The organism is Martinezella lusitana (assembly GCF_900094565.1).
Classification (GTDB): domain Bacteria; phylum Pseudomonadota; class Alphaproteobacteria; order Rhizobiales; family Rhizobiaceae; genus Rhizobium; species Rhizobium lusitanum.
The window spans coordinates 162,754-179,836 of record NZ_FMAF01000011.1 but is presented as its reverse complement, the minus strand read 5'-3'; the positions used below and the strand labels follow the sequence as shown (position 1 = coordinate 179,836).

Genomic DNA, 17,083 nt, shown 5'->3' with positions numbered 1-17,083 from the left:
TACGCAGGCAATGTCGAGCTGGGCGCGGCCTGGCAGAAGCGCTCGGAGCAGGACCGCGACTACCTCTCGGTCAAGCTCGACGATCCGAGCTTCCCCGCCCCGATCTACGCAACGCTCACCGAGGTCGAAGGCGAGGACGGCTACCAGCTGATCTGGTCCCGCCCCAACCGGGACTGAGACCCGGACAAGGCCCCGCCGAAAGGCGGGGTCAAAACCGGTGACAGAGACAAGCCTGCGGCAGGCATCGAGCCTGCCGCCGGCTTTTTCGGTGCGATACGGAGAGGGACAATTGTCTGCTCAGATCGGGGTATCGTGTCGGGAGAAAATGTCGGCGTCGAAGGACGCGCGGTTCCCCCCAATTTTGCCTCCGCTTCGTACCTGCGCTCCAACAAAATCGGCTCCCCCACGCGCCGGCTCCGCCGGTCGCTGCCGCGCTCCTTGACCCCGTCATCTCCTCCCGCCCCGCGGTCTCGTCTTTCACGAACTCAAGGAGATTAGACGATGACGATCGAACAGCACATCGAGGAACTGCGGGCCGAGTTGAGGAACGCCTGCGATGCCGTCGAGCGGCGCCAGGTCGAAGCGGAGCTTCAGCTCGCCCAGGCTGATCTGGCCGTGGCGCTTGCCGAACAGGACGGCATCATCGAAGCCGAGCCGCCTTTCTGAGGCGGCTTTTCTGCGGCACGTCGAGCCGGTTCGCCGGATTGACCGGCTTATCGGCTGTCGGGGGTTTCACCCCTCGACACTCCCGCCGGCTCCCGCCGGATACGGTCGCGGCCCCTTCTGGCCCGCGGGTCTCTTCTCTCTCTGACGTCCCATTTTACTCCAGCAAATCCGGCGTCAAGAACGGCGCGGTCTCCCCCAATTTTTCCGTCGCTGCGCTACCCGAAAAATCGGCTCCCCCGCTTGCAAGTCGCGTTCCGCGCTCCTTGACCCCTCTTTGCCACGGAGTGGCCGATCTCCGTCATCAAGATGAAGGAGATCACATCATGACCACGGATCAGAACCTTATGCTCCACACGAAGCTTTCCGGTTTCCGGCTCGTCGTGCTTGCAAACCGCTTCGGCTGCGATACCACGTTTTCACGAGCGCTTCATGACCGCCTGATCGAAGGGCTCGATGCGGCTCACGCTCGCCTCCGCACCATCATGGCATTGGAACGGAGCGTTCTTGCCGGCGACGACGACTATGCCGCCTATCGGCTCGCAGGCGAGAACGAGATGTTCGAGCGTTTCACCATCAACTTGCAGGATGAGCTCGAGATCGATTTCGACACGCACGAATACCGCATCAACGGTGGCGGTTGGACCAATGCTTTGTCGGCGGATTGCGACGGCGTCGATATCGATTATCCAAGGCTGGTCGCGATGTGCGAGACCGAACTGGGTTCCTTGGCAGCGATCGTCAGGGATATCCGCCAGGAAACAGGCATCGTCATTCATGCGGCCCGTGTCGTCTACACAACGTACGAAAGCTCCTGAGGCGGCTTTTGCGATTTCCGCGGACGGCGAGAGCGGCTGCGTGAGGGCATTGGCAAGCTTTCGATCGCAGCGAGCGCGACCAGTTCAACGTCTCCTTGTCGACAAGCTGTCATCTCTCATCGGGGATATTGCAGCCCGTCCGTCCGGCCGCAACCTGGCGCCGCCGGAATTTTCCCCGCCGCATTCTGCGGCTCCTCGCGCGTCAAAATTCAGGCGCCGCCAGATCCTCCACATCCGTTTCGGCCTTGCAAGGTGCAACCCTGCTTCCCGGTCTGCTGTCGATCCCCGCAATGACGCAATCGACAAGGAGATCCATCATGCAACAGCTCGCTCAATTCCTCGCCGCCACCGGCCGCCAACTCCGCGCCCTCGGCAAGGTGATCAGCCACTTCTTCCGCAAGGGCAAGCTCGCATTGAAGCTTGCGATCAAGATCCCGTTCTTCGTTGACATCGAAGTGTCGTTCGAGACCGATTGGAACCTGCGCCGATGAGGCGCCTTACGGCCCGCTTCGGCGGGCCGTTCTCATTGTGCCACTGAGGCGCGCGGACGATAGCCGCGCTTGCGCTTTCGTCGGAGCAGATCGAGGAACAGGTCTACAGCTTCCTCTTCCCGACCGAAATGATGGATCATCATCTGTCCCTTGCTTCCGATGCGGCCCCATTTGCGCAGGAGACAGACGTCCCCGAACAGGTTCGGCTCGATTGACATGGCATAATAGCGCGCCATGTTCTTCGCTACATCGGTGCGTTCGACATAAAGATGGTAGGGTTGCGCGATCATGAGGGTAGAATCGCCGACCCCGGGAAACGCGTCCAACGACACTTATGAATCGGTCGGCGCTGATCGATTCACGACGGTGATGATAAGCGAGGGGACGAGACAGGCTTGGTGCGAGACGCCTTCGGCGCACGGCTCTACTCGCTCACGCTCCCCGAACCCGCCGGGCGGTTTCGGCCATCCGGCAACGATCCTCTCGCGGGTCCTCAGCCGCACCATCCATGTCTGGCACCGTCCCAGCGCCTGGCGAGGCCCTCATCGACAAGTCTGTCCCCGATCGAGTGCCCGGATCGTGTTACGGTCCGGAGCTTGCGACCATACTTGTCTTCATCGCGCAAGCCAGCGGAAAGCGAGAAGTTGCCGGCATTCAGCAGCGCCAGCAGGCGTGCCTTCGCCGCCTCGCCCTTGATGCGTTCCGCTTCGCAGCGCGGCGGGCTGAGTTCCGGCGTGTCGATATCCGCGATGCGGATTTTCTGGCCCTCGAACCAGAAGGTATCGCCGTCGACGACGCAGTTCATGCGCGCGCTCTCGCGCAAAACGCAAACGCGGCCGCCAATCTATCTGCCGCCGGCGTTCTGGCCAAAGCGAGTACGCCAGAGAGATCGCCGCCGCCGAAGGCAAACCAGCCTCCAGCAGCAACAATGATGGCTGAGATCAACGCCATCAGCGATGTGCGCGGACCTTTCTGTCCGGACTGGGGTGACTTTCCCCGCAGGCGATATCGATCATTCCTACTGCCGGACTTCCGCGGCCTTCTTAACGGAACCACATTCGATTTCGCCACTTGCCCGTCCTCTTCTGTTTGCCTCAAGCTATCTCGGACCTGGTTTCATCTGCGTTTACGGCCCGACCTGAAGTCGGGCCGGCAGGATGGTGTGCGCAGGCGGGGCGCAGTCGGTCCCGCCTCCCCTTCGGGTTACTCAAGTTGAGGCTCCTGCGGCTGCGCTGTTTCCCGCCCCTCGCACGACGAGAATTCCCGAAATCCCGCCCGTTGGGCGGCCGCTATGCTGATTTCTCCGATACTCTTCATTATGCTCGATCGGCCTTGCTCGTTGCACTGCGCGCCGGCTCGATCGGATGCGCGTCGGGCCTGCCTTTGAGCTGGTGAAACTTGTTCGTCCCGACGCACCTCTTCATATCCTCTCGCCGGAACCAGATGGCACGGCCGCATCTCAGCGGTGCGTTCCCCGCCGTGAAGACGATCTGCTCGTCGGCACGCATGCGCAGGACCTCATGAGGCTGGATCAGAGGTCTGGCGGCCAGTTGCTTCGATCGTGTGCGAGACGATCCCCTCGCCTGAGAACTGCGGCTGACCTGGTCGATCTCGACCGTCGTCATGCCGCAACGGCGCGAGATGTAATCGGCGGTTTCGGGATCGTTGATGGCGGCAAAGGAAATCCAGCTCGCGCTTTCGAACCATTTGCTTGCCGCGTCGCGACCGCCATAGGTCTCGCGCATCTGGCCGATCGACTGGTAGATCATGAGGAGCGTGATGCCGTATTTCCGACCGGCGTCGCGGGCTGTCTCAAGGATGCGCATGTAGCCGAGGCGCGCGACCTCATCGAGGAGAAAGAGAGTCCTGCCCTCCATTTGCCCATTGCGGTTATAAATCGCGTTCAGGAACGAGCCGATGATGACGCGCGCCAGGCCCGAATGCGTTTCCAGCGTCTTGAGATCGACATTGATGAAGATGTCGGTCTTTCCCTCTCCAAGATCTTGCGTCGTAAAGCTCGTACCCGAGACCAGGGCGGCGTAGTTCGGATAGGACAACCAATGTGTTTCCTTGACCGCGTTGGCGTAGACGCCGGAAAAGGTCTCGGGCGTCATGTTGACGAAAGCCGCGACATTTTCCTTCACGAAGTCCGAGTCTGAGTTGTCGTAGATCGACTGCAGCCGCTCCCGCAGTTTCGGCTCCGGCTCGGAGAGGTTCTTGCGCACCTGCCGAAGCGTCTGGTCGTTCTCCGGCGTGTGGCCGGAGAGGCAAACATCGGCAATCAGCGCTGTCAGCAGCTGCAAGGCCGAGGCGCGGAAGAAATCATCACGAACGCCGCGCGCGCCGCCGCTATCGCTCATGATCCAGGAGGCGACCGAGGCGATATCCTCCTCTTTCGTTCCGCCGAACCGGCCGATCCAGTCGAGCGCGTTGAAGCCGATCTCCGAGCGCTTCGGATCGAGGACAAAGACATCTCGGTCGGCGTCGCCACGGTGCTTCGACACCATCGGAGCGACCTCATTCGACGGGTCGAGGACGACGAGCGCCCCGCCCCATTTGAGCGCCGTCGGGATCGTGACCGATGTCGTCTTGAAGCCGCCGGAGCCGGCGAAGACGATGCCGTGCGACGAGCCGAACGAGCCGTCGAAGCAGAGCAGTGGTGAGGTCCCGCCTGCTCCCCACGTCTCGGCGCTGTCGGCGCGAAACGCGTATGCCGCGACGCTGTCCCTATCGACCCGGTAGCGCTCGCCGATGACCATGCCGCCATCCGCGTCAAACAGCTTTTCGGCTTGCGACAGCTTCATCCAGTCGGCCTCGCCGTGCAGAGCCCGCTTGCCGTAAATGCGTTTCGGCTCGGACCTGGCGAAAGCGGCGTTGCCGGCGATCGCCACCCGCATGCCGAACAACACGGACATCAGCACGGCGGCCGCGCCGATCGTCGTTGCGGGATCGAGATAGTTCAGGATCGACTTGCCGGCCGGCACCTCGCCCCGGAACGCGGAGAGCCGTATCGTCTCACGCAGGATCGCGACGACGAGCGTGGCGATCGCGCCCGTGAAAACGCCCCAACCGGCTGACCTAATCCTGGCTGAGCCGGCCACCGCAAACAGGAAGACGATGCCGACGAGGGAGGCGACGACATAGGGCAGAGCGATGCCCGCCCGGCCGAGCATCTGTTTTGCGGCATCGCTCTTGCCGAAGGCGGAAAGCCAGTGTTCGACCCCCGCCATGCCGACTGCCGTCAGCATCATCAATGCGCAGGGTGCGACGTATAGAACGATTCTATTCATCGCTCTCTCCGAACGCCGCAGCACCAATCGCGGTGAGCCGAAGGCGCTCCTGCTGATCTCCCTTCAGCCGGCCGGCGGCATCGATGAGAAGCCCGAGCAGCAGCGCCCGCTTCTCGTAGCGAAACCCGGCCTTGACGATGAGGCCGCCAAGCTCGATCTTTTCCCGCGTGTCCTTCTTGCGGGCGTCGGAAGTCGCCGTGCGCGCCATCCGCTCAAGCCTCAGCAGTCCCGCCCGCAGTCGCGCCAGCCGCGTCCTGCGTGGACGATGCGCTGCTTTCGCCGGCGCTACCCACCTTCTTCCCTCCGGTTGCAGCGACCTTTCCTCCGCGAAACCGCTTCGCCAGGTCCTCGAAGGCTGCCTGCAGCGTTGTCTCATCGACTTCGATTTCGCCGAGACCTGCCTTGAGCGCGATCCGGCCGATGCGCTCAGCCTCCCGGGTCTCGGCCGCCTTGAGTTGCTCTTGGAGCTTGGCGATTTCGTCGCGGATTTTCGAGGATGGCTTCTTCATGTGCTGATGACTCCTGGGTGAGAAAGCTTTGTCTTGCGAGGCCAGTCTTCCCGATCGACGCGCGGAACGCACTAGGCGGATCATGCAATCGCCAGCGGCGATGCTTTGGTGAATGATCCCGGCCGTTCCGAAGGAGCGGATCCGAAGGGCGCAATTATACGTCGCTGCCGCGACGCCCTGCTTTTAGGCCCTGGCGGGGCCTGCCGCTCCCGACGAACCCGTTGATATTGTTCGCAACCGGGAAAGAACTCCGCCGTGGCCGTCCCCCATTTCTCCGTCAGCGTCGTCGCCCGCGGCTCCGGCCGCAGCGCGGTGCTGTCGGCGGCCTACCGGCACTGCTCCAAGATGGAGTATGAGCGCGAGGCGCGGACGATCGACTACACCCGCAAGCAGGGTTTGCTCCACGAAGAGTTCGTCATCCCCGCCGATGCGCCGGAATGGCTGCGCGCGATGATTGCGGATCGATCGGTGGGCGGCGCCTCGGAAGCGTTCTGGAACAAGGTCGAAGATTTCGAGAAACGCTCCGACGCCCAGCTCGCCAAGGATGTGACGATCGCCTTGCCGATCGAGTTGACGCCCGAGCAGAACGTTGCGCTGGTGCGGGATTTCGTCGAGCAGCACATCACGGCGAAGGGCATGGTCGCGGACTGGGTCTATCACGACGCACCGGGCAATCCGCATGTCCATCTCATGACGACGTTGCGGCCACTGACTGCGGATGGGTTTGGCGCTAAGAAGGTCCCGGTAACGGGGCCAGACGGCAATTCGATCCGCAACGATGCCGGCAAGATCGTCTATGAGCTCTGGGCCGGAAGCATCGACGATTTCAACCTGTTTCGGGACGGATGGTTTGCCTGCCAGAACCGGCACCTGGCCCTTGCGGGTCTCGACATCCGCGTCGATGGCCGCTCCTTCGAGAAGCAGGGAATTGACCTGGAACCGACCATCCATCTCGGCGTCGGCACGAAGGCGATCGAACGAAAATCCGATGGTGCGTCCGAGCCGGTCGAGCTCGAGCGTCTCGAACTGCAGGAGGCGAGGCGGAGCGAAAATGTCAGGCGGATCGACAGGAATCCTGAGCTCGTGCTTGCCCTGATCATGCGGGAGAAGAGCGTCTTTGACGAACGGGACGTGGCTAAAATCCTGCACCGTTACGTCGACGACGCGGTGCTGTTCCAAAGCCTGATGGTGAGGATCTTGCTCTGCCCCGAAACCTTCCGCATCGAGCGCGAGCGGATCGACCTTGCCAGCGGCATCCGAGTGCCGGCCAAATACACGACGCGCGACATGATCCGGCTCGAAGCCGAGATGGCCAATCGCGCCGTCTGGCTGTCTCAGCGATCGTCGCATGGCGTTCGCGAGGCAGTGCTGGCGGCGACATTCGAGCGCCATGAGCGTCTTTCGGATGAGCAGAAAACGGCGATCGAACATGTGGCGGGACCTGAGCGGATCGCCGCCGTGATCGGCCGTGCCGGCGCCGGCAAGACGACGATGATGAAGGCGGCACGCGAGGCATGGGAAGCGGCCGGCTATCACGTCGTCGGCGGCGCACTTGCCGGCAAGGCGGCCGAGGGCCTGGAGAAGGAAGCGGGCATCATCTCGCGCACGCTTGCGTCATGGGAGCTGCGCTGGAACCAAGGGCGGGATCAGCTCGATAGCAAGACGGTTTTCGTTCTCGACGAGGCCGGCATGGTGTCATCTCGGCAGATGGCGCTGTTCGTCGAAGCGGTGACGAAGACTGGCGCCAAGCTCGTTCTCGTCGGCGATCCCGAGCAGCTTCAACCGATCGAGGCAGGTGCCGCCTTTCGCGCCATTGCCGATCGCATCGGCTATGCCGAACTCGAAACCATCTACCGCCAGCGCCAGCAATGGATGCGTGACGCTTCGCTTGATCTAGCACGCGGTAAGGTCGGCAAGGCGGTCGACGCCTATCGCGCCAATGGCAGGGTCATCGGAGCGGATCTCAAAGCCGACGCTGTCGACAACCTCATCGCTGCGTGGGACCACGACTACGATCCGGCGAAGACGTCGCTGATCCTCGCTCATCTGCGCCGTGACGTCCGCATGCTCAACCAGATGGCGCGGATCAAACTCATCGAACGTGGGGTTCTCGATCAGGGAAACATGTTCAAGACCGCTGATGGCGAACGCAACTTCGCCGTCGGCGACCAGATCGTGTTCCTGAAGAACGAGGGATCGCTCGGCGTAAAGAACGGCATGCTGGCCAAGGTCGTGGAAGTAGGACCGGGGCGCATCACCGCGCTGATCGGTGATGGGGAGAATGCCCGCCACGTGCTGGTCGAAGATCGCTTCTACAACAACCTCGACCACGGCTATGCCACGACGATCCACAAGAGCCAGGGTGCGACGGTCGACCAGGTCAAGGTGCTCGCTTCCCTTTCGCTCGACCGCCATCTCACCTATGTCGCCATGACCCGTCATCGCGAGGATTTGGCCGTCTACTACGGCCGCAGATCCTTCGCGAGGAACGGCGGGCTGATCCCAATCCTGTCGCGAAGGAATGCGAAGGAAACGACGCTCGATTACGAGAAGAGCGCCTTCTACCGCCAAGCGCTTCAGTTTGCCGAAGCCCGCGGTCTCAATTTCGTCAATGTCGCCCGCACCCTGGTTCGCGACCGGCTGGAATGGGTCGTCAGTCAGAAGCAAAAACTTGCCAATCTCGGTCTCCGCCTTGCCGCCGTCGCCGGCAAGCTCGGACTCGTCCGCGGCGCCGCGCAGTCCCCAACCCAAAACAGCACCAAGGAGGCAAAGCCGATGGTCTCGGGCATCACAAGCTTCGCCAGATCGTTCGACCAGGCGATAGAGGACAAGGTCGCAGCCGATCCGGGATTGAAGAAGCAATGGGAGGAGGTCTCGACCCGCTTCCACCTCGTCTACGCCCAGCCGGAAAGCGCGTTCAAGGCCGTCAATGTCGACGCGATGCTGAAGGACGAGACCGTTGCGAAATCCACGATAGCCAAGATCGGATCGCAGCCCGAAAGCTTCGGCGCGCTGAAGGGCAAGAACGGGATTCTCGCCAGCCACGCCGACAAGCAGGAGCGAGAAAAGGCTCAAACGAATGCGCCGGCCCTGGCCCGCAACCTTGAGCGCTACCTGCGTCAGCGGGCGGAGGCGGAACGCAAATTCGAGGTCGAAGAACGCGCTGTCCGTCTGAAGGTCTCGATCGATATTCCCGCGCTGTCGCCAAACGCAAAACAAACGTTGGAACGCGTTCGCGATGCGATCGACCGGAACGACCTGCCCGCCGGCCTCGAATATGCGCTCGCCGACAAAATGGTGAAGGCGGAACTGGAGGGTTTCGCAAAGGCTGTCTCGGAGCGTTTCGGCGAGCGAACTTTCCTGTCACTCGCTGCGAAGGACCCCAACGGGCAGACGTTCAATGCCGTCACTCCGGGAATGACAGCCGGACAGAAAGCGGAGGTGCGAGCGGCGTGGAATTCGATGCGGACGGTGCAGCAGCTCGCCGCGCATGAGCGCACGACCGAGGCGCTGAAGCAGGCGGAGACGCTGCGCCAGACGAAGAGCCAGGGGCTCTCGCTCAAATGAAGACACTCGTATTTGCGTTTGGGACGCGACGCGGTCAAAGGACCCATGCTGTCCTGCTCCTGGCCCTGGCGGCATCCATCGTTGGGGGCGGTGTTGCTACGGCAATCGTCGGCGGTTTGCGCATCAACCTGACACCGAGCGAACCCCTCGGCCTCTGGCGCATCGTGGCGCTCGATCGCCCTGTGTCTCCTGGCGACCTCATCTTCATTTGCCCCCCGCAAACGACAGCTATGCGGGAGGCAAGGGAGCGTGGCTATCTCCGCGCCGGCACCTGCCCGGGCGGCGTTGCGCCGCTCATCAAGACGGTCGTCGCCGTTGCCGGGCAGCATGTCGAAATCGACGCCGACGTGACGATCGATGGACGCCGGATCGCTTTTTCCGAATTGGCTGAACGGGACGGCAACGGCCGGCCAATGACGTCCTATCCCGGCGGGGTCGTGCCTGACGAAAGCGTCTTTCTCCACTCAACGTTCCGGAGCTCCTATGACTCCCGCTATTTCGGCCCTCTGCCCGCCTCAGGAATCCTCGGCCTGGCGCAACCGGTGCTCACCTGTGCGCCGTGAGCACCTCCAGCCAGGCGCATTGATTGCCGTTTCAGTCATCGCCGGAGTGGTGGGATGGAGTGGCCACGTCCTGCTTCTTCCGGCCGCGTTCGCGTTTCCGGTTCTCTGGGCGCATGCACGAACGAGGCTGACGGCAGCAATGATCTCGGCTGGCTACTTCCTCGCCGCATCCCATGGATTGCCACAGGGCGTTGCCACCTTCTATTCCTCGGACCTCTGGCCGGGACTACTGCTTTGGCTCTGTGCTTCCGTCGGCTTCATCATCGTGCACACCGTCCTCTGGACAAAGAGGACGGGTGTTCGTCCGTGCCACTATCTCCTGGCGGCGGCTCTGATGGCCATTCCGCCATTCGGCATAACCGGATGGGCGCATCCGATCACCGCGGCGGGCGTGCTCTTTCCGGGATGGGGATGGTGGGGACTGGTTGCCGCGACAGCCGGCCTCGTGGGCCTCGTAACCCGCATGTGGCCAGCTGTCGCGATTGTCGTGGCAGGCTTTTGGATCGGGTCCGCCGCAACCTGGGACGAACCGAAACTAGCTGAATCGTGGCAGGGGGTCGACCTTGAAATGGGCGCATTGCTCGGCCGTGACTCCAGCATCGAGCGTCATCGTGATCTGATTGCCACGGTGAAGGATCGGGCATCGGGGGGCGCACGCACGATTGTTCTTCCTGAAAGCTCGCTGGGCTTCTGGACGCTCACCGTCGAACGGTTCTGGGTGCAAGCTCTGCGGGGAACTGACGTCACCGTCATCGCCGGCGCGGCCGTCATCGATGCGGGCGGATACGATAATGTTCTGGTCGCTATCTCCACCAAGGGCGCGCGGACCCTCTATCGCGAACGCATGCCGGTGCCGGGTTCGATGTGGCAGCCGTGGCGCGCGTTGCTCTCTCAGAGCGGCGGTGCGCGGGCACATGTCTTCGAAAATCCTGTCGCGACTGCCGCTGGCCATCGGATAGCGCCACTGATCTGCTACGAGCAACTGATCGTCTGGCCGGTCCTGCACTCCATGCTCGAGGATCCCGACCTCATTGTCGCTGCCGGCAATGGCTGGTGGACGCAAGGGACATCCATCGTCGCCATTCAGCGCGCGAGCGCCCAAGCCTGGGCGCGCCTCTTTGCCAAGCCAATTGTCTTTTCCTTCAACACCTGATTGCCCAAGGAGACGTCATGCTCGACGCGGCCCTCATCCAAAAATGCGCTGACCCTTCATTGAAAGCCGCGATCGTCGAACAGTTCGTGGCAGCTGCAGGCTCCAACGATCCATTGGCCGTCACCGTCAAATCCGGTGGCCGCTTGATCCTCGTTCCGAAGGCGAAAACATCGGACGAGGCGATGGCGATCGTCCGGCAGTATGTCGGTCAGGCGGTGGTTCGCGTCGGCCTGACCCAGTTTCCCGCCGGCGTTGGGATCAAGGATGTCGCCGATCTGAAGCCCGACCTGCTCGACAGTTGCGAAAACCTTCGCAAGGGGACGGCGATGTTCGCGAAAGTCTTGCGCATCGTCGCCAAATGGTATGGCAATCCGAAAAGCGATGAGGTTTTCCCGCAAATATTCGAGGACGCTGTCTATGCCTGGAAGACCGGGGAATTCGAGGGCGTGAGCGTTTTCCAGGCGCCCGATCCAGGGGGCTCAGTCGTCAATCAGCGTGAGCCGATCGACAGCGGTGGAACTGATGACGCACCACACGACGCTTCCCTGCCGACCGACGCCGAACCTCAAGATGAGAGGGAAGTTGGCGCAGCGGGGATGCGGATCGATCTTTCGCGTATCGGTGGGCAAAAGTAGCTGCACAGCTTCGTCCGGGATGATCGGCGCGATCGATGCCTGGCGTTGCGGATCTATCGAAGGCGAGCCGGCGACCGGGAAAAATGCTTCATGCTCGCCCACCGGCTCTGCCCTTCCTATATCTTTCCTAACGATTGCATGATCATATCAAAGGGCGTATCGCCTGCTTCGAACAGAGGAAAACGGTGCCCAAGGTCAATCCATCGATCCTGCGTTGGGCTCGCGAAACCGCGGGGCTCACTCTCGAGGATGCCGCTGAAAAAGTCGGTCTTGGCGAGGCTCGCGGACTAGCGGGCAGCGATCGCCTGGCCATGCTCGAAACCGGGGACAGCGAGCCGACACGGCCGATGCTCTTGAAAATGGCGGCGCAATATCGCCGGCCCCTATTGACGTTCTATTTGGCAGAGCCACCGGCGGTGGCCGCGCGCGGCGAAGATTTTCGAACCCTGCCGGCTGAGTTCGCAAAGCGCGATGCGGCGTTGGTCGACACACTGCTGCGTGAAGTCCGCGCGCGTCAGGAAATGGTCAGGGCCGTGCTCGAAACCGAGGACGAGGCAACCCCGCTTGATTTCGTCGGGTCGTTTGATCAAAGCCAGGGCGCCGAGGCATTGGCGAGCGCCATTCGGACGCGCCTTGTGTTCGAACTGAAGACGTACCGGCATGGAAGCGGCCGCGGAACGCCCAAGGGTTTCGCCTATCTTCGCGAGCGGGCCGAGGCGGCCGGCATTTTCGTGCTTCTTATCGGCAACCTTGGCAGTCATCACAGCACCCTGAATGTCGAACTCTTCAGGGGCTTCGCGTTCGCCGATCCTGTCGCGCCTTTCGTCGTGATCAACGATCAGGACAGCGAGCAGGCGTGGTCATTCACGCTTCTGCACGAGCTTGCGCATATCTGGCTCGGTCGGACCGGTGTCAGCGGGGGACGGCCGGCAAGCGCGATCGAGACGTTCTGCAATGATGTTGCCGGGCGCATCCTGCTGCCCTCGGCAGAGATCGCCCAGGAGCCTTCGCTCGTTGGGGCGTCGCAGGAACAGGTAATAGCGCGGGTTTCCGCAATCGCGGATGCTCGGCAGGTCAGCCACTCCATGGTGGCCTACAAGCTCTATCGCGAAGGCATCATCGACCAGGAAACATGGTCAGCGGTAACCACGCTATTCCGCCAGCAGTGGCTGAGGAACCGAGCCGCGCAACGCGATCGTGCGAGGGAAAACGAGGGAGGTCCAAGTTACTATACGGTCAAACGCCATAAGCTCGGCAATCGGCTCGTCGAACTCTCCAGGCGAATGCTGGCGGAGGGTGCCTTGTCGCCTTCAAAGGCCGCCGCGATCCTCGGTGTCAAAGCCAGCAACGTCTATTCCCTTACCGATAGCGCGGCTTAAGGAGAAGCCGTGCATCTCCTCGACGCAAACGTTCTGATCACCGCCCATAATCTGTACTACCCGATCGGCCGGTTTCCGGAATTCTGGGATTGGTTGGTCCATATGGGCGAGGCCGGCGAGATCAAAGTTCCCGTGGAGATCCTCGAAGAAATCACCGAGGGCTCGGAAATCGGTCGCTGGCTGAGCGAAGCTGACAACTACGGTGTTCTGCGGCTGGATGAAGATGTCGACCCGGCCTTGGTGCAGGCTGTTATCGAGAAATACGCTACCGATCTGAACGACGCTGAGGTCATCGAGATCGGGCGAGATCCGTTTTTGATCGCCTATGCGATGGCGCTGTCCGACGATCGAATCGTGGTGACGGTCGAGGCTTCGAAGCCAAGCGCAAAGCGCGCAAATCGCCGCATCCCCGACGTCTGCAAGGATCTCGGTGTCAGGTGGTGCAACAGTTTCGAAATGATGTCGGCCCTGAACTTCACGACGGGTTGGCGATCCCGAATCTGACGTTGGCGTTCGAATTGTCAGCCCGTATTTGTCTCCGTCAGGAATTCTCTTGGATCGACAGCCAGCGCTTGGGAGATCTGGCCAAGGACCGTGATCGTTGCAGACATCTCGGCGCGCTCAATGGCACCGATATGGCGCGCGCTTAGGCCTGTGCGATGGGCCAATTCTTCCTGCGTCAGTTTCTGGCCATGGCGGATACGACGCAAATTCCTAGCCATGACCTCGTTGAGATCCATGACATCAGCGGAACCAGAATCGGAATTATTGTTCTAGGAACTATAGTTCCGATTCGACAAAGCCTGTGATATTGCCGGTGGTCGGATGTTTACTCTTCCAAGAGGATCGTCTGACATAGGAGCCAAGAGGCGCGCGCGAATACGGCGCAGTCGTGCCAATCCATCGATCTGGGAAGGAAAAGAAATGCAAGATGCGGGTTCCTCGCAAGCCGGAGGAGACCAGAAGAAATCTCGATACAATTTGATGGACAAGGCGGAATTGGAGACGCTGACAGTGGCCGCCATTCGCGAACATCGCCGTCTGCTCGCCGCCGATCAGGCGGTCTACGAGGAGTGGATACGCGCAAGCGAGGATCCTACGATCGCCAGTTCGGTTCTGGAGACCCTTCAGGAGGAGCATTTTGCGCGCCAGAAAAGGGCCGCAGCTCAGCAGGATGAGCTTTCGGATATGCTCGACGCACTCGGCTTCGTGCCGGAAGTACCGGTCGATGACGATGTCAGCTAGCTGGGAGGCAGCAAACCCCGATCCTTGGCGATCGCCACAAGATGCGGAACCGACTCGGCGCCGAGCTTGCCACGCGCCTTATCGAGATGGTGCTGCACAGTCCGGAAAGCGATGCCGACCAAATTGGCGGTTGTAAGCGTACTCTTTCCTTTTGCCGCCCAGATCAAGCAGTCCATTTCACGCGGCGACAGCGCCTGCTTTGGATTGAGCGTGGTCTTGCCGCCGATCATCTTCAAGCGATAATGGATCATCATCACCAATTGCACAGCCTTTTTCGGGTCAAAAGCGACCGGCAGTTCCACATTCCTTTCGGAGGATGCGAAGGTCAGCATCATCGATGTTCCGTAGCTGCCTTCCACGGGAATGGTCATGCCACAACGGATTCCGTGCTCGATCGATTCATTGCGAAACTTTCTGAGCTCAGATGAGCCGCGCGGTCTCCAATCGTCCGCCGTCCAGAAGAAGATATCGCCTTTTCGTTTTGCCTGCGTCACCACGGGATCGATATTGGAGTAATCGGCCGAGAGATAGGTGCGTTCCCATGGCTTTGGGTAGGTGTTGAAGGTCTTGATCTGGGCGCCTTCCTTTTGAAGATAGGCAAACCGCTCGTAGCCGCAGGCCTCTGCGAAGCGCTTCATGGCACCTTTGATCGTAAGCTCGTCCTGCGCAGCTTCCAACATGTCGACGAGCGAGCGAAATTCTCCATCCACCAGCGTTTCTCCTGTCTTATCGACCTGTAGGTCGGTCATGATCTGGCACATCGAGACACTCGAACAGGCCTCGCCGCCCAGCGGCCAAGCCATAGCCACAATCAGCCACAGGCATCTCGACGCAACCCACGGTGCCAGAGCAGCGCGGAGCAGTCCCTCTAGCCGTGTACGCCTAGCACTACCTGTGAAAAGACAAGTTTCAAGTCCCCTTGAACTAAAAAGATGACAAAGACAGGAAAGTTATTGCGGAATTGCAATGTTGCACCGGCATGCGCGGCATGCCAGCGGCTGAAATGGCGTCGGACGATGTTCGTCAGTTTCTGCTGTAGGTCGACGGAAATATAATATCCTGGTCCACGAGCACGTTGAACTTGTAGCCGGGGCGGATCTGGATGGTCGGCTGCACATTCAGGTTCTTTGAAATGGTCTGCTCGGCGACCCTGCCGAACGATTCCGCAAAGTTGCGGCGGGCCGCGTCCGATGCAGTCTCCTGCGTTGCAAGCGTCGAGCTTTGCGGCATCGACATGTCGATCCCGGTTCCGATCAGTGCGATCAGCGCAGCAGAACTCCACGTGCGCCAGAGATGCCGATCGACCTTGTCCTTGAAGCCGCCATAGCCTTCGGCATCCGTACCGGCCATGCCGCCGATCTGCAGGGTTGAGCCATTCGGGAAAATGAGATCGGTCCACACGACAAGGACGCGTTCCTGGCCGAACGAGACCTTGGAATCGTAACGGCCGAACAGTTTTGCCCCCTGCGGGATCAGCAGCCGGTAACCGGTGGCGCTGTCATAGACGTTCTGACTGACCTGCGCGGTGATCCGTCCGGGAAGGTCGGAGTTCAGGCCGGTGATCAGGGTGGCGGGAATGACGGAGCCGCGCTTGAGCTCATAGGCTGACATTTGCGGCACCACCCGGTTCGGCAAATAGCCAAGGTCCTTGATGTCCTGGTTGAAGAAATCTTCCTTTGATGTCTGAGCGTTGGGATCGACATTCTGCCCCATCAGACCGGACTTCATGGCAGCGGCGTATAGGTCCGAGGCGCTATTGGCAGTCGTCGCCCGCCGGTCGGTCTCTCTGGAGGCGTTGGCTGCCTTGTCGATGTCGGAAATATCCACCTTCAACGGCGAGTCCAACGCTGTCGCCCGCGCCTGGAGCCGGGCCATGCGCTGCCGTTGCGCTTCACGGATATACTGTTCGTCCTGCTCCCGTTTCAGGCGTGCCTTCCATTCCGCTTCCGATTCAAGTCTAGGGCGCCGCTCCTCTCGCTGGGTGGGTGTGCGATCAACAACGGCGGTTTCCTTCGCGACTTTCTGTTCGACGGCGGGCGTCGGCTGGAACACTTCGCGTTGTTCCGGATCGCCGATGATGCCGTCGGTGACACCACGCTTGAGCTGGTCGCCGAAGTTGGTTGCGGGAGCATTCGAGGCGCTGTCGAGATCGTTGTTCCGATTGAAGGGGAGACCGCGCCATGACAGCCCGATGACGACGACGCCGACAAATAGCGCAACGATGATGATGGCGACGATGATTGGCAGACGGTTCAGACGGCGCATACCCTTCTGATCGTCGGCCTGGCTGGAGGTGCCCAGCTGCAGAGATTGGACCATGCTCGCCTCCTCTCAATTGCGCTGCATGATCGAGAGGGGGCTTGCCGGCACGGCACCCCCGGTCGTTGCGGTGTAGGCGCGGCCAAGGGCGATCGAGGGCGTCGACAGTCTTGCAAGAACCTGGCCGTCGACGTCGTCGAGCGAATAGGCGAGTTCGACGGGTTTGACGTCCTTGCCAACCTTGCCATCGGTTACGACCGTATAGCCCCAACCCTTCAGCGCAGCCTCGAGCGCTGTTGCAAAGTCTGATGAGTCCTTCTCCATCTTGATGGTCGTCGTGCCCGCGGGACCGACCTGCTCGGCAAGCCGGCTTGCCATGTCGCCGGCAATTGCACTTGCCGCCGAACCTGTGAGGGTGGTCGGCGTCGAACCGGTGGTCAGCCCGTCCTCAGCCGTTTGGCAGCCCGTAAGTACAAAAGCGATCGTGATCGCAACAACAAGGTTTCGCATT

The 17,083-nt window shown here is 61.2% G+C and carries 19 protein-coding genes and 1 pseudogene; 11 read left to right on the top strand and 9 right to left on the bottom strand.

Annotated features, from left to right (window positions below; all coding sequences use genetic code 11):
• From GA0061101_RS21960 to GA0061101_RS39505, 4 genes are all read left to right on the top strand, one after another.
• On the top strand, window positions 1-177 hold a 177-nt coding region (locus GA0061101_RS21960; RefSeq protein ID WP_141694110.1), incomplete at its 5' end, for a DUF736 domain-containing protein.
• A 324-nt stretch (window positions 178-501) separates the two neighbouring features.
• Window positions 502-666, top strand: a complete 165-nt coding sequence (locus tag GA0061101_RS39510; protein ID WP_167669584.1) for a hypothetical protein — start codon at window positions 502-504, stop codon at window positions 664-666.
• Between the two features lie 323 nt (window positions 667-989).
• Entirely contained in the window at window positions 990-1,481 is a 492-nt protein-coding gene (locus tag GA0061101_RS21950; protein WP_015341941.1) for a hypothetical protein, read from the top strand.
• Window positions 1,482-1,798: 317 nt separating this feature from the next.
• Window positions 1,799-1,972 carry a hypothetical protein gene (locus GA0061101_RS39505; protein WP_167540210.1) on the top strand — a complete coding sequence of 58 codons (174 nt, stop codon included), beginning with the start codon at window positions 1,799-1,801 and terminating at the stop codon, window positions 1,970-1,972.
• Between the two features lie 32 nt (window positions 1,973-2,004).
• On the opposite strand, the gene GA0061101_RS21940 is transcribed toward GA0061101_RS39505, so the two are convergent.
• The 5 genes and pseudogenes from GA0061101_RS21940 to traC form a co-directional block, all read right to left on the bottom strand.
• A complete protein-coding gene (locus GA0061101_RS21940) occupies window positions 2,005-2,262 on the bottom strand; it encodes a WGR domain-containing protein (RefSeq protein ID WP_015341943.1) in 258 nt (85 codons plus the stop codon).
• Window positions 2,263-2,465: 203 nt separating this feature from the next.
• Window positions 2,466-2,905, bottom strand: a pseudogene (locus tag GA0061101_RS21935) (thermonuclease family protein).
• Between the two features lie 383 nt (window positions 2,906-3,288).
• Window positions 3,289-5,262, bottom strand: a complete 1,974-nt coding sequence (gene traG / locus GA0061101_RS21930) for a Ti-type conjugative transfer system protein TraG (RefSeq protein WP_028753563.1) — start codon at window positions 5,260-5,262, stop codon at window positions 3,289-3,291.
• Complete coding sequence (gene traD / locus GA0061101_RS21925; protein ID WP_028753562.1) at window positions 5,255-5,470, bottom strand: type IV conjugative transfer system coupling protein TraD; 216 nt, start codon at window positions 5,468-5,470, stop codon at window positions 5,255-5,257. Before traD ends, traG begins: the two co-directional genes overlap by 8 nt.
• Window positions 5,471-5,474: 4 nt before the next feature.
• Entirely contained in the window at window positions 5,475-5,771 is a 297-nt protein-coding gene (gene traC / locus GA0061101_RS21920; RefSeq protein ID WP_028753561.1) for a conjugal transfer protein TraC, read from the bottom strand.
• Window positions 5,772-6,026: 255 nt separating this feature from the next.
• On the opposite strand from traC, the gene traA reads away from it, so the two are divergent.
• The 6 genes from traA to GA0061101_RS21890 all read left to right on the top strand — a co-directional run bounded on the left by traA (window position 6,027) and on the right by GA0061101_RS21890 (window position 13,572).
• The gene (traA, locus tag GA0061101_RS21915) at window positions 6,027-9,338 is read left to right on the top strand and encodes a Ti-type conjugative transfer relaxase TraA (protein ID WP_092574857.1); all 3,312 of its coding nucleotides are present in this window, start codon (window positions 6,027-6,029) and stop codon (window positions 9,336-9,338) included.
• A complete protein-coding gene (gene traF, locus GA0061101_RS21910) occupies window positions 9,335-9,901 on the top strand; it encodes a conjugative transfer signal peptidase TraF (protein ID WP_028753559.1) in 567 nt (188 codons plus the stop codon). Before traA ends, traF begins: the two co-directional genes overlap by 4 nt.
• Window positions 9,891-11,054, top strand: a complete 1,164-nt coding sequence (locus GA0061101_RS21905) for a conjugal transfer protein TraB (RefSeq protein WP_028753558.1) — start codon at window positions 9,891-9,893, stop codon at window positions 11,052-11,054. Before traF ends, GA0061101_RS21905 begins: the two co-directional genes overlap by 11 nt.
• A 17-nt stretch (window positions 11,055-11,071) precedes the next feature.
• Window positions 11,072-11,689 (top strand): TraH family protein, encoded by a 618-nt coding sequence (locus tag GA0061101_RS21900; RefSeq protein WP_028753557.1) that lies wholly within the window; start codon window positions 11,072-11,074, stop codon window positions 11,687-11,689.
• Between the two features lie 185 nt (window positions 11,690-11,874).
• On the top strand, window positions 11,875-13,068 hold the full coding sequence (locus tag GA0061101_RS21895; RefSeq protein WP_028753556.1) for an XRE family transcriptional regulator: 1,194 nt from the start codon (window positions 11,875-11,877) through the stop codon (window positions 13,066-13,068).
• Window positions 13,069-13,077: 9 nt separating this feature from the next.
• Window positions 13,078-13,572 (top strand): DUF4411 family protein, encoded by a 495-nt coding sequence (locus tag GA0061101_RS21890; protein ID WP_028753555.1) that lies wholly within the window; start codon window positions 13,078-13,080, stop codon window positions 13,570-13,572.
• 17 nt (window positions 13,573-13,589) lie between these two features.
• On the opposite strand, the gene GA0061101_RS21885 is transcribed toward GA0061101_RS21890, so the two are convergent.
• Window positions 13,590-13,808 (bottom strand): helix-turn-helix domain-containing protein, encoded by a 219-nt coding sequence (locus GA0061101_RS21885; RefSeq protein WP_028753554.1) that lies wholly within the window; start codon window positions 13,806-13,808, stop codon window positions 13,590-13,592.
• A 184-nt stretch (window positions 13,809-13,992) separates the two neighbouring features.
• Between GA0061101_RS21885 and GA0061101_RS21880 the strand changes: the two genes are divergently transcribed.
• Complete coding sequence (locus GA0061101_RS21880; RefSeq protein ID WP_028753553.1) at window positions 13,993-14,313, top strand: transcriptional repressor TraM; 321 nt, start codon at window positions 13,993-13,995, stop codon at window positions 14,311-14,313.
• On the opposite strand, the gene GA0061101_RS21875 is transcribed toward GA0061101_RS21880, so the two are convergent.
• The 3 genes from GA0061101_RS21875 to trbH all read right to left on the bottom strand — a co-directional run bounded on the left by GA0061101_RS21875 (window position 14,310) and on the right by trbH (window position 17,082).
• Entirely contained in the window at window positions 14,310-15,023 is a 714-nt protein-coding gene (locus tag GA0061101_RS21875) for an autoinducer binding domain-containing protein (protein ID WP_028753552.1), read from the bottom strand. The two genes, GA0061101_RS21880 and GA0061101_RS21875, sit on opposite strands and share 4 nt — an antisense overlap.
• Before the next feature lie 313 nt (window positions 15,024-15,336).
• Window positions 15,337-16,632 carry an IncP-type conjugal transfer protein TrbI gene (gene trbI / locus GA0061101_RS21870; protein ID WP_028753551.1) on the bottom strand — a complete coding sequence of 432 codons (1,296 nt, stop codon included), beginning with the start codon at window positions 16,630-16,632 and terminating at the stop codon, window positions 15,337-15,339.
• Window positions 16,633-16,644: 12 nt separating this feature from the next.
• On the bottom strand, window positions 16,645-17,082 hold the full coding sequence (trbH, locus tag GA0061101_RS21865; protein WP_028753550.1) for a conjugal transfer protein TrbH: 438 nt from the start codon (window positions 17,080-17,082) through the stop codon (window positions 16,645-16,647).
• Window position 17,083 lies beyond the last annotated feature (1 nt).

Excerpts from the sequence above, each read along its gene's own strand:
- GA0061101_RS21950 (WP_015341941.1), top strand. The coding sequence starts at position 990 with ATGACCACGGATCAGAACCTTATGCTCCACACGAAGCTTTCCGGTTTC.
- traD (WP_028753562.1), bottom strand. The coding sequence starts at position 5,470 with ATGGCGCGCACGGCGACTTCCGACGCCCGCAAGAAGGACACGCGGGAA.
- GA0061101_RS21900 (WP_028753557.1), top strand. The coding sequence starts at position 11,072 with ATGCTCGACGCGGCCCTCATCCAAAAATGCGCTGACCCTTCATTGAAA.
- traF (WP_028753559.1), top strand. The coding sequence starts at position 9,335 with ATGAAGACACTCGTATTTGCGTTTGGGACGCGACGCGGTCAAAGGACC.
- GA0061101_RS39510 (WP_167669584.1), top strand. The coding sequence starts at position 502 with ATGACGATCGAACAGCACATCGAGGAACTGCGGGCCGAGTTGAGGAAC.
- GA0061101_RS21880 (WP_028753553.1), top strand. The coding sequence starts at position 13,993 with ATGCAAGATGCGGGTTCCTCGCAAGCCGGAGGAGACCAGAAGAAATCT.
- trbI (WP_028753551.1), bottom strand. The coding sequence starts at position 16,632 with ATGGTCCAATCTCTGCAGCTGGGCACCTCCAGCCAGGCCGACGATCAG.
- GA0061101_RS21940 (WP_015341943.1), bottom strand. The coding sequence starts at position 2,262 with ATGATCGCGCAACCCTACCATCTTTATGTCGAACGCACCGATGTAGCG.
- GA0061101_RS21885 (WP_028753554.1), bottom strand. The coding sequence starts at position 13,808 with ATGGATCTCAACGAGGTCATGGCTAGGAATTTGCGTCGTATCCGCCAT.
- traG (WP_028753563.1), bottom strand. The coding sequence starts at position 5,262 with ATGAATAGAATCGTTCTATACGTCGCACCCTGCGCATTGATGATGCTG.
- GA0061101_RS39505 (WP_167540210.1), top strand. The coding sequence starts at position 1,799 with ATGCAACAGCTCGCTCAATTCCTCGCCGCCACCGGCCGCCAACTCCGC.
- traC (WP_028753561.1), bottom strand. The coding sequence starts at position 5,771 with ATGAAGAAGCCATCCTCGAAAATCCGCGACGAAATCGCCAAGCTCCAA.
- trbH (WP_028753550.1), bottom strand. The coding sequence starts at position 17,082 with ATGCGAAACCTTGTTGTTGCGATCACGATCGCTTTTGTACTTACGGGC.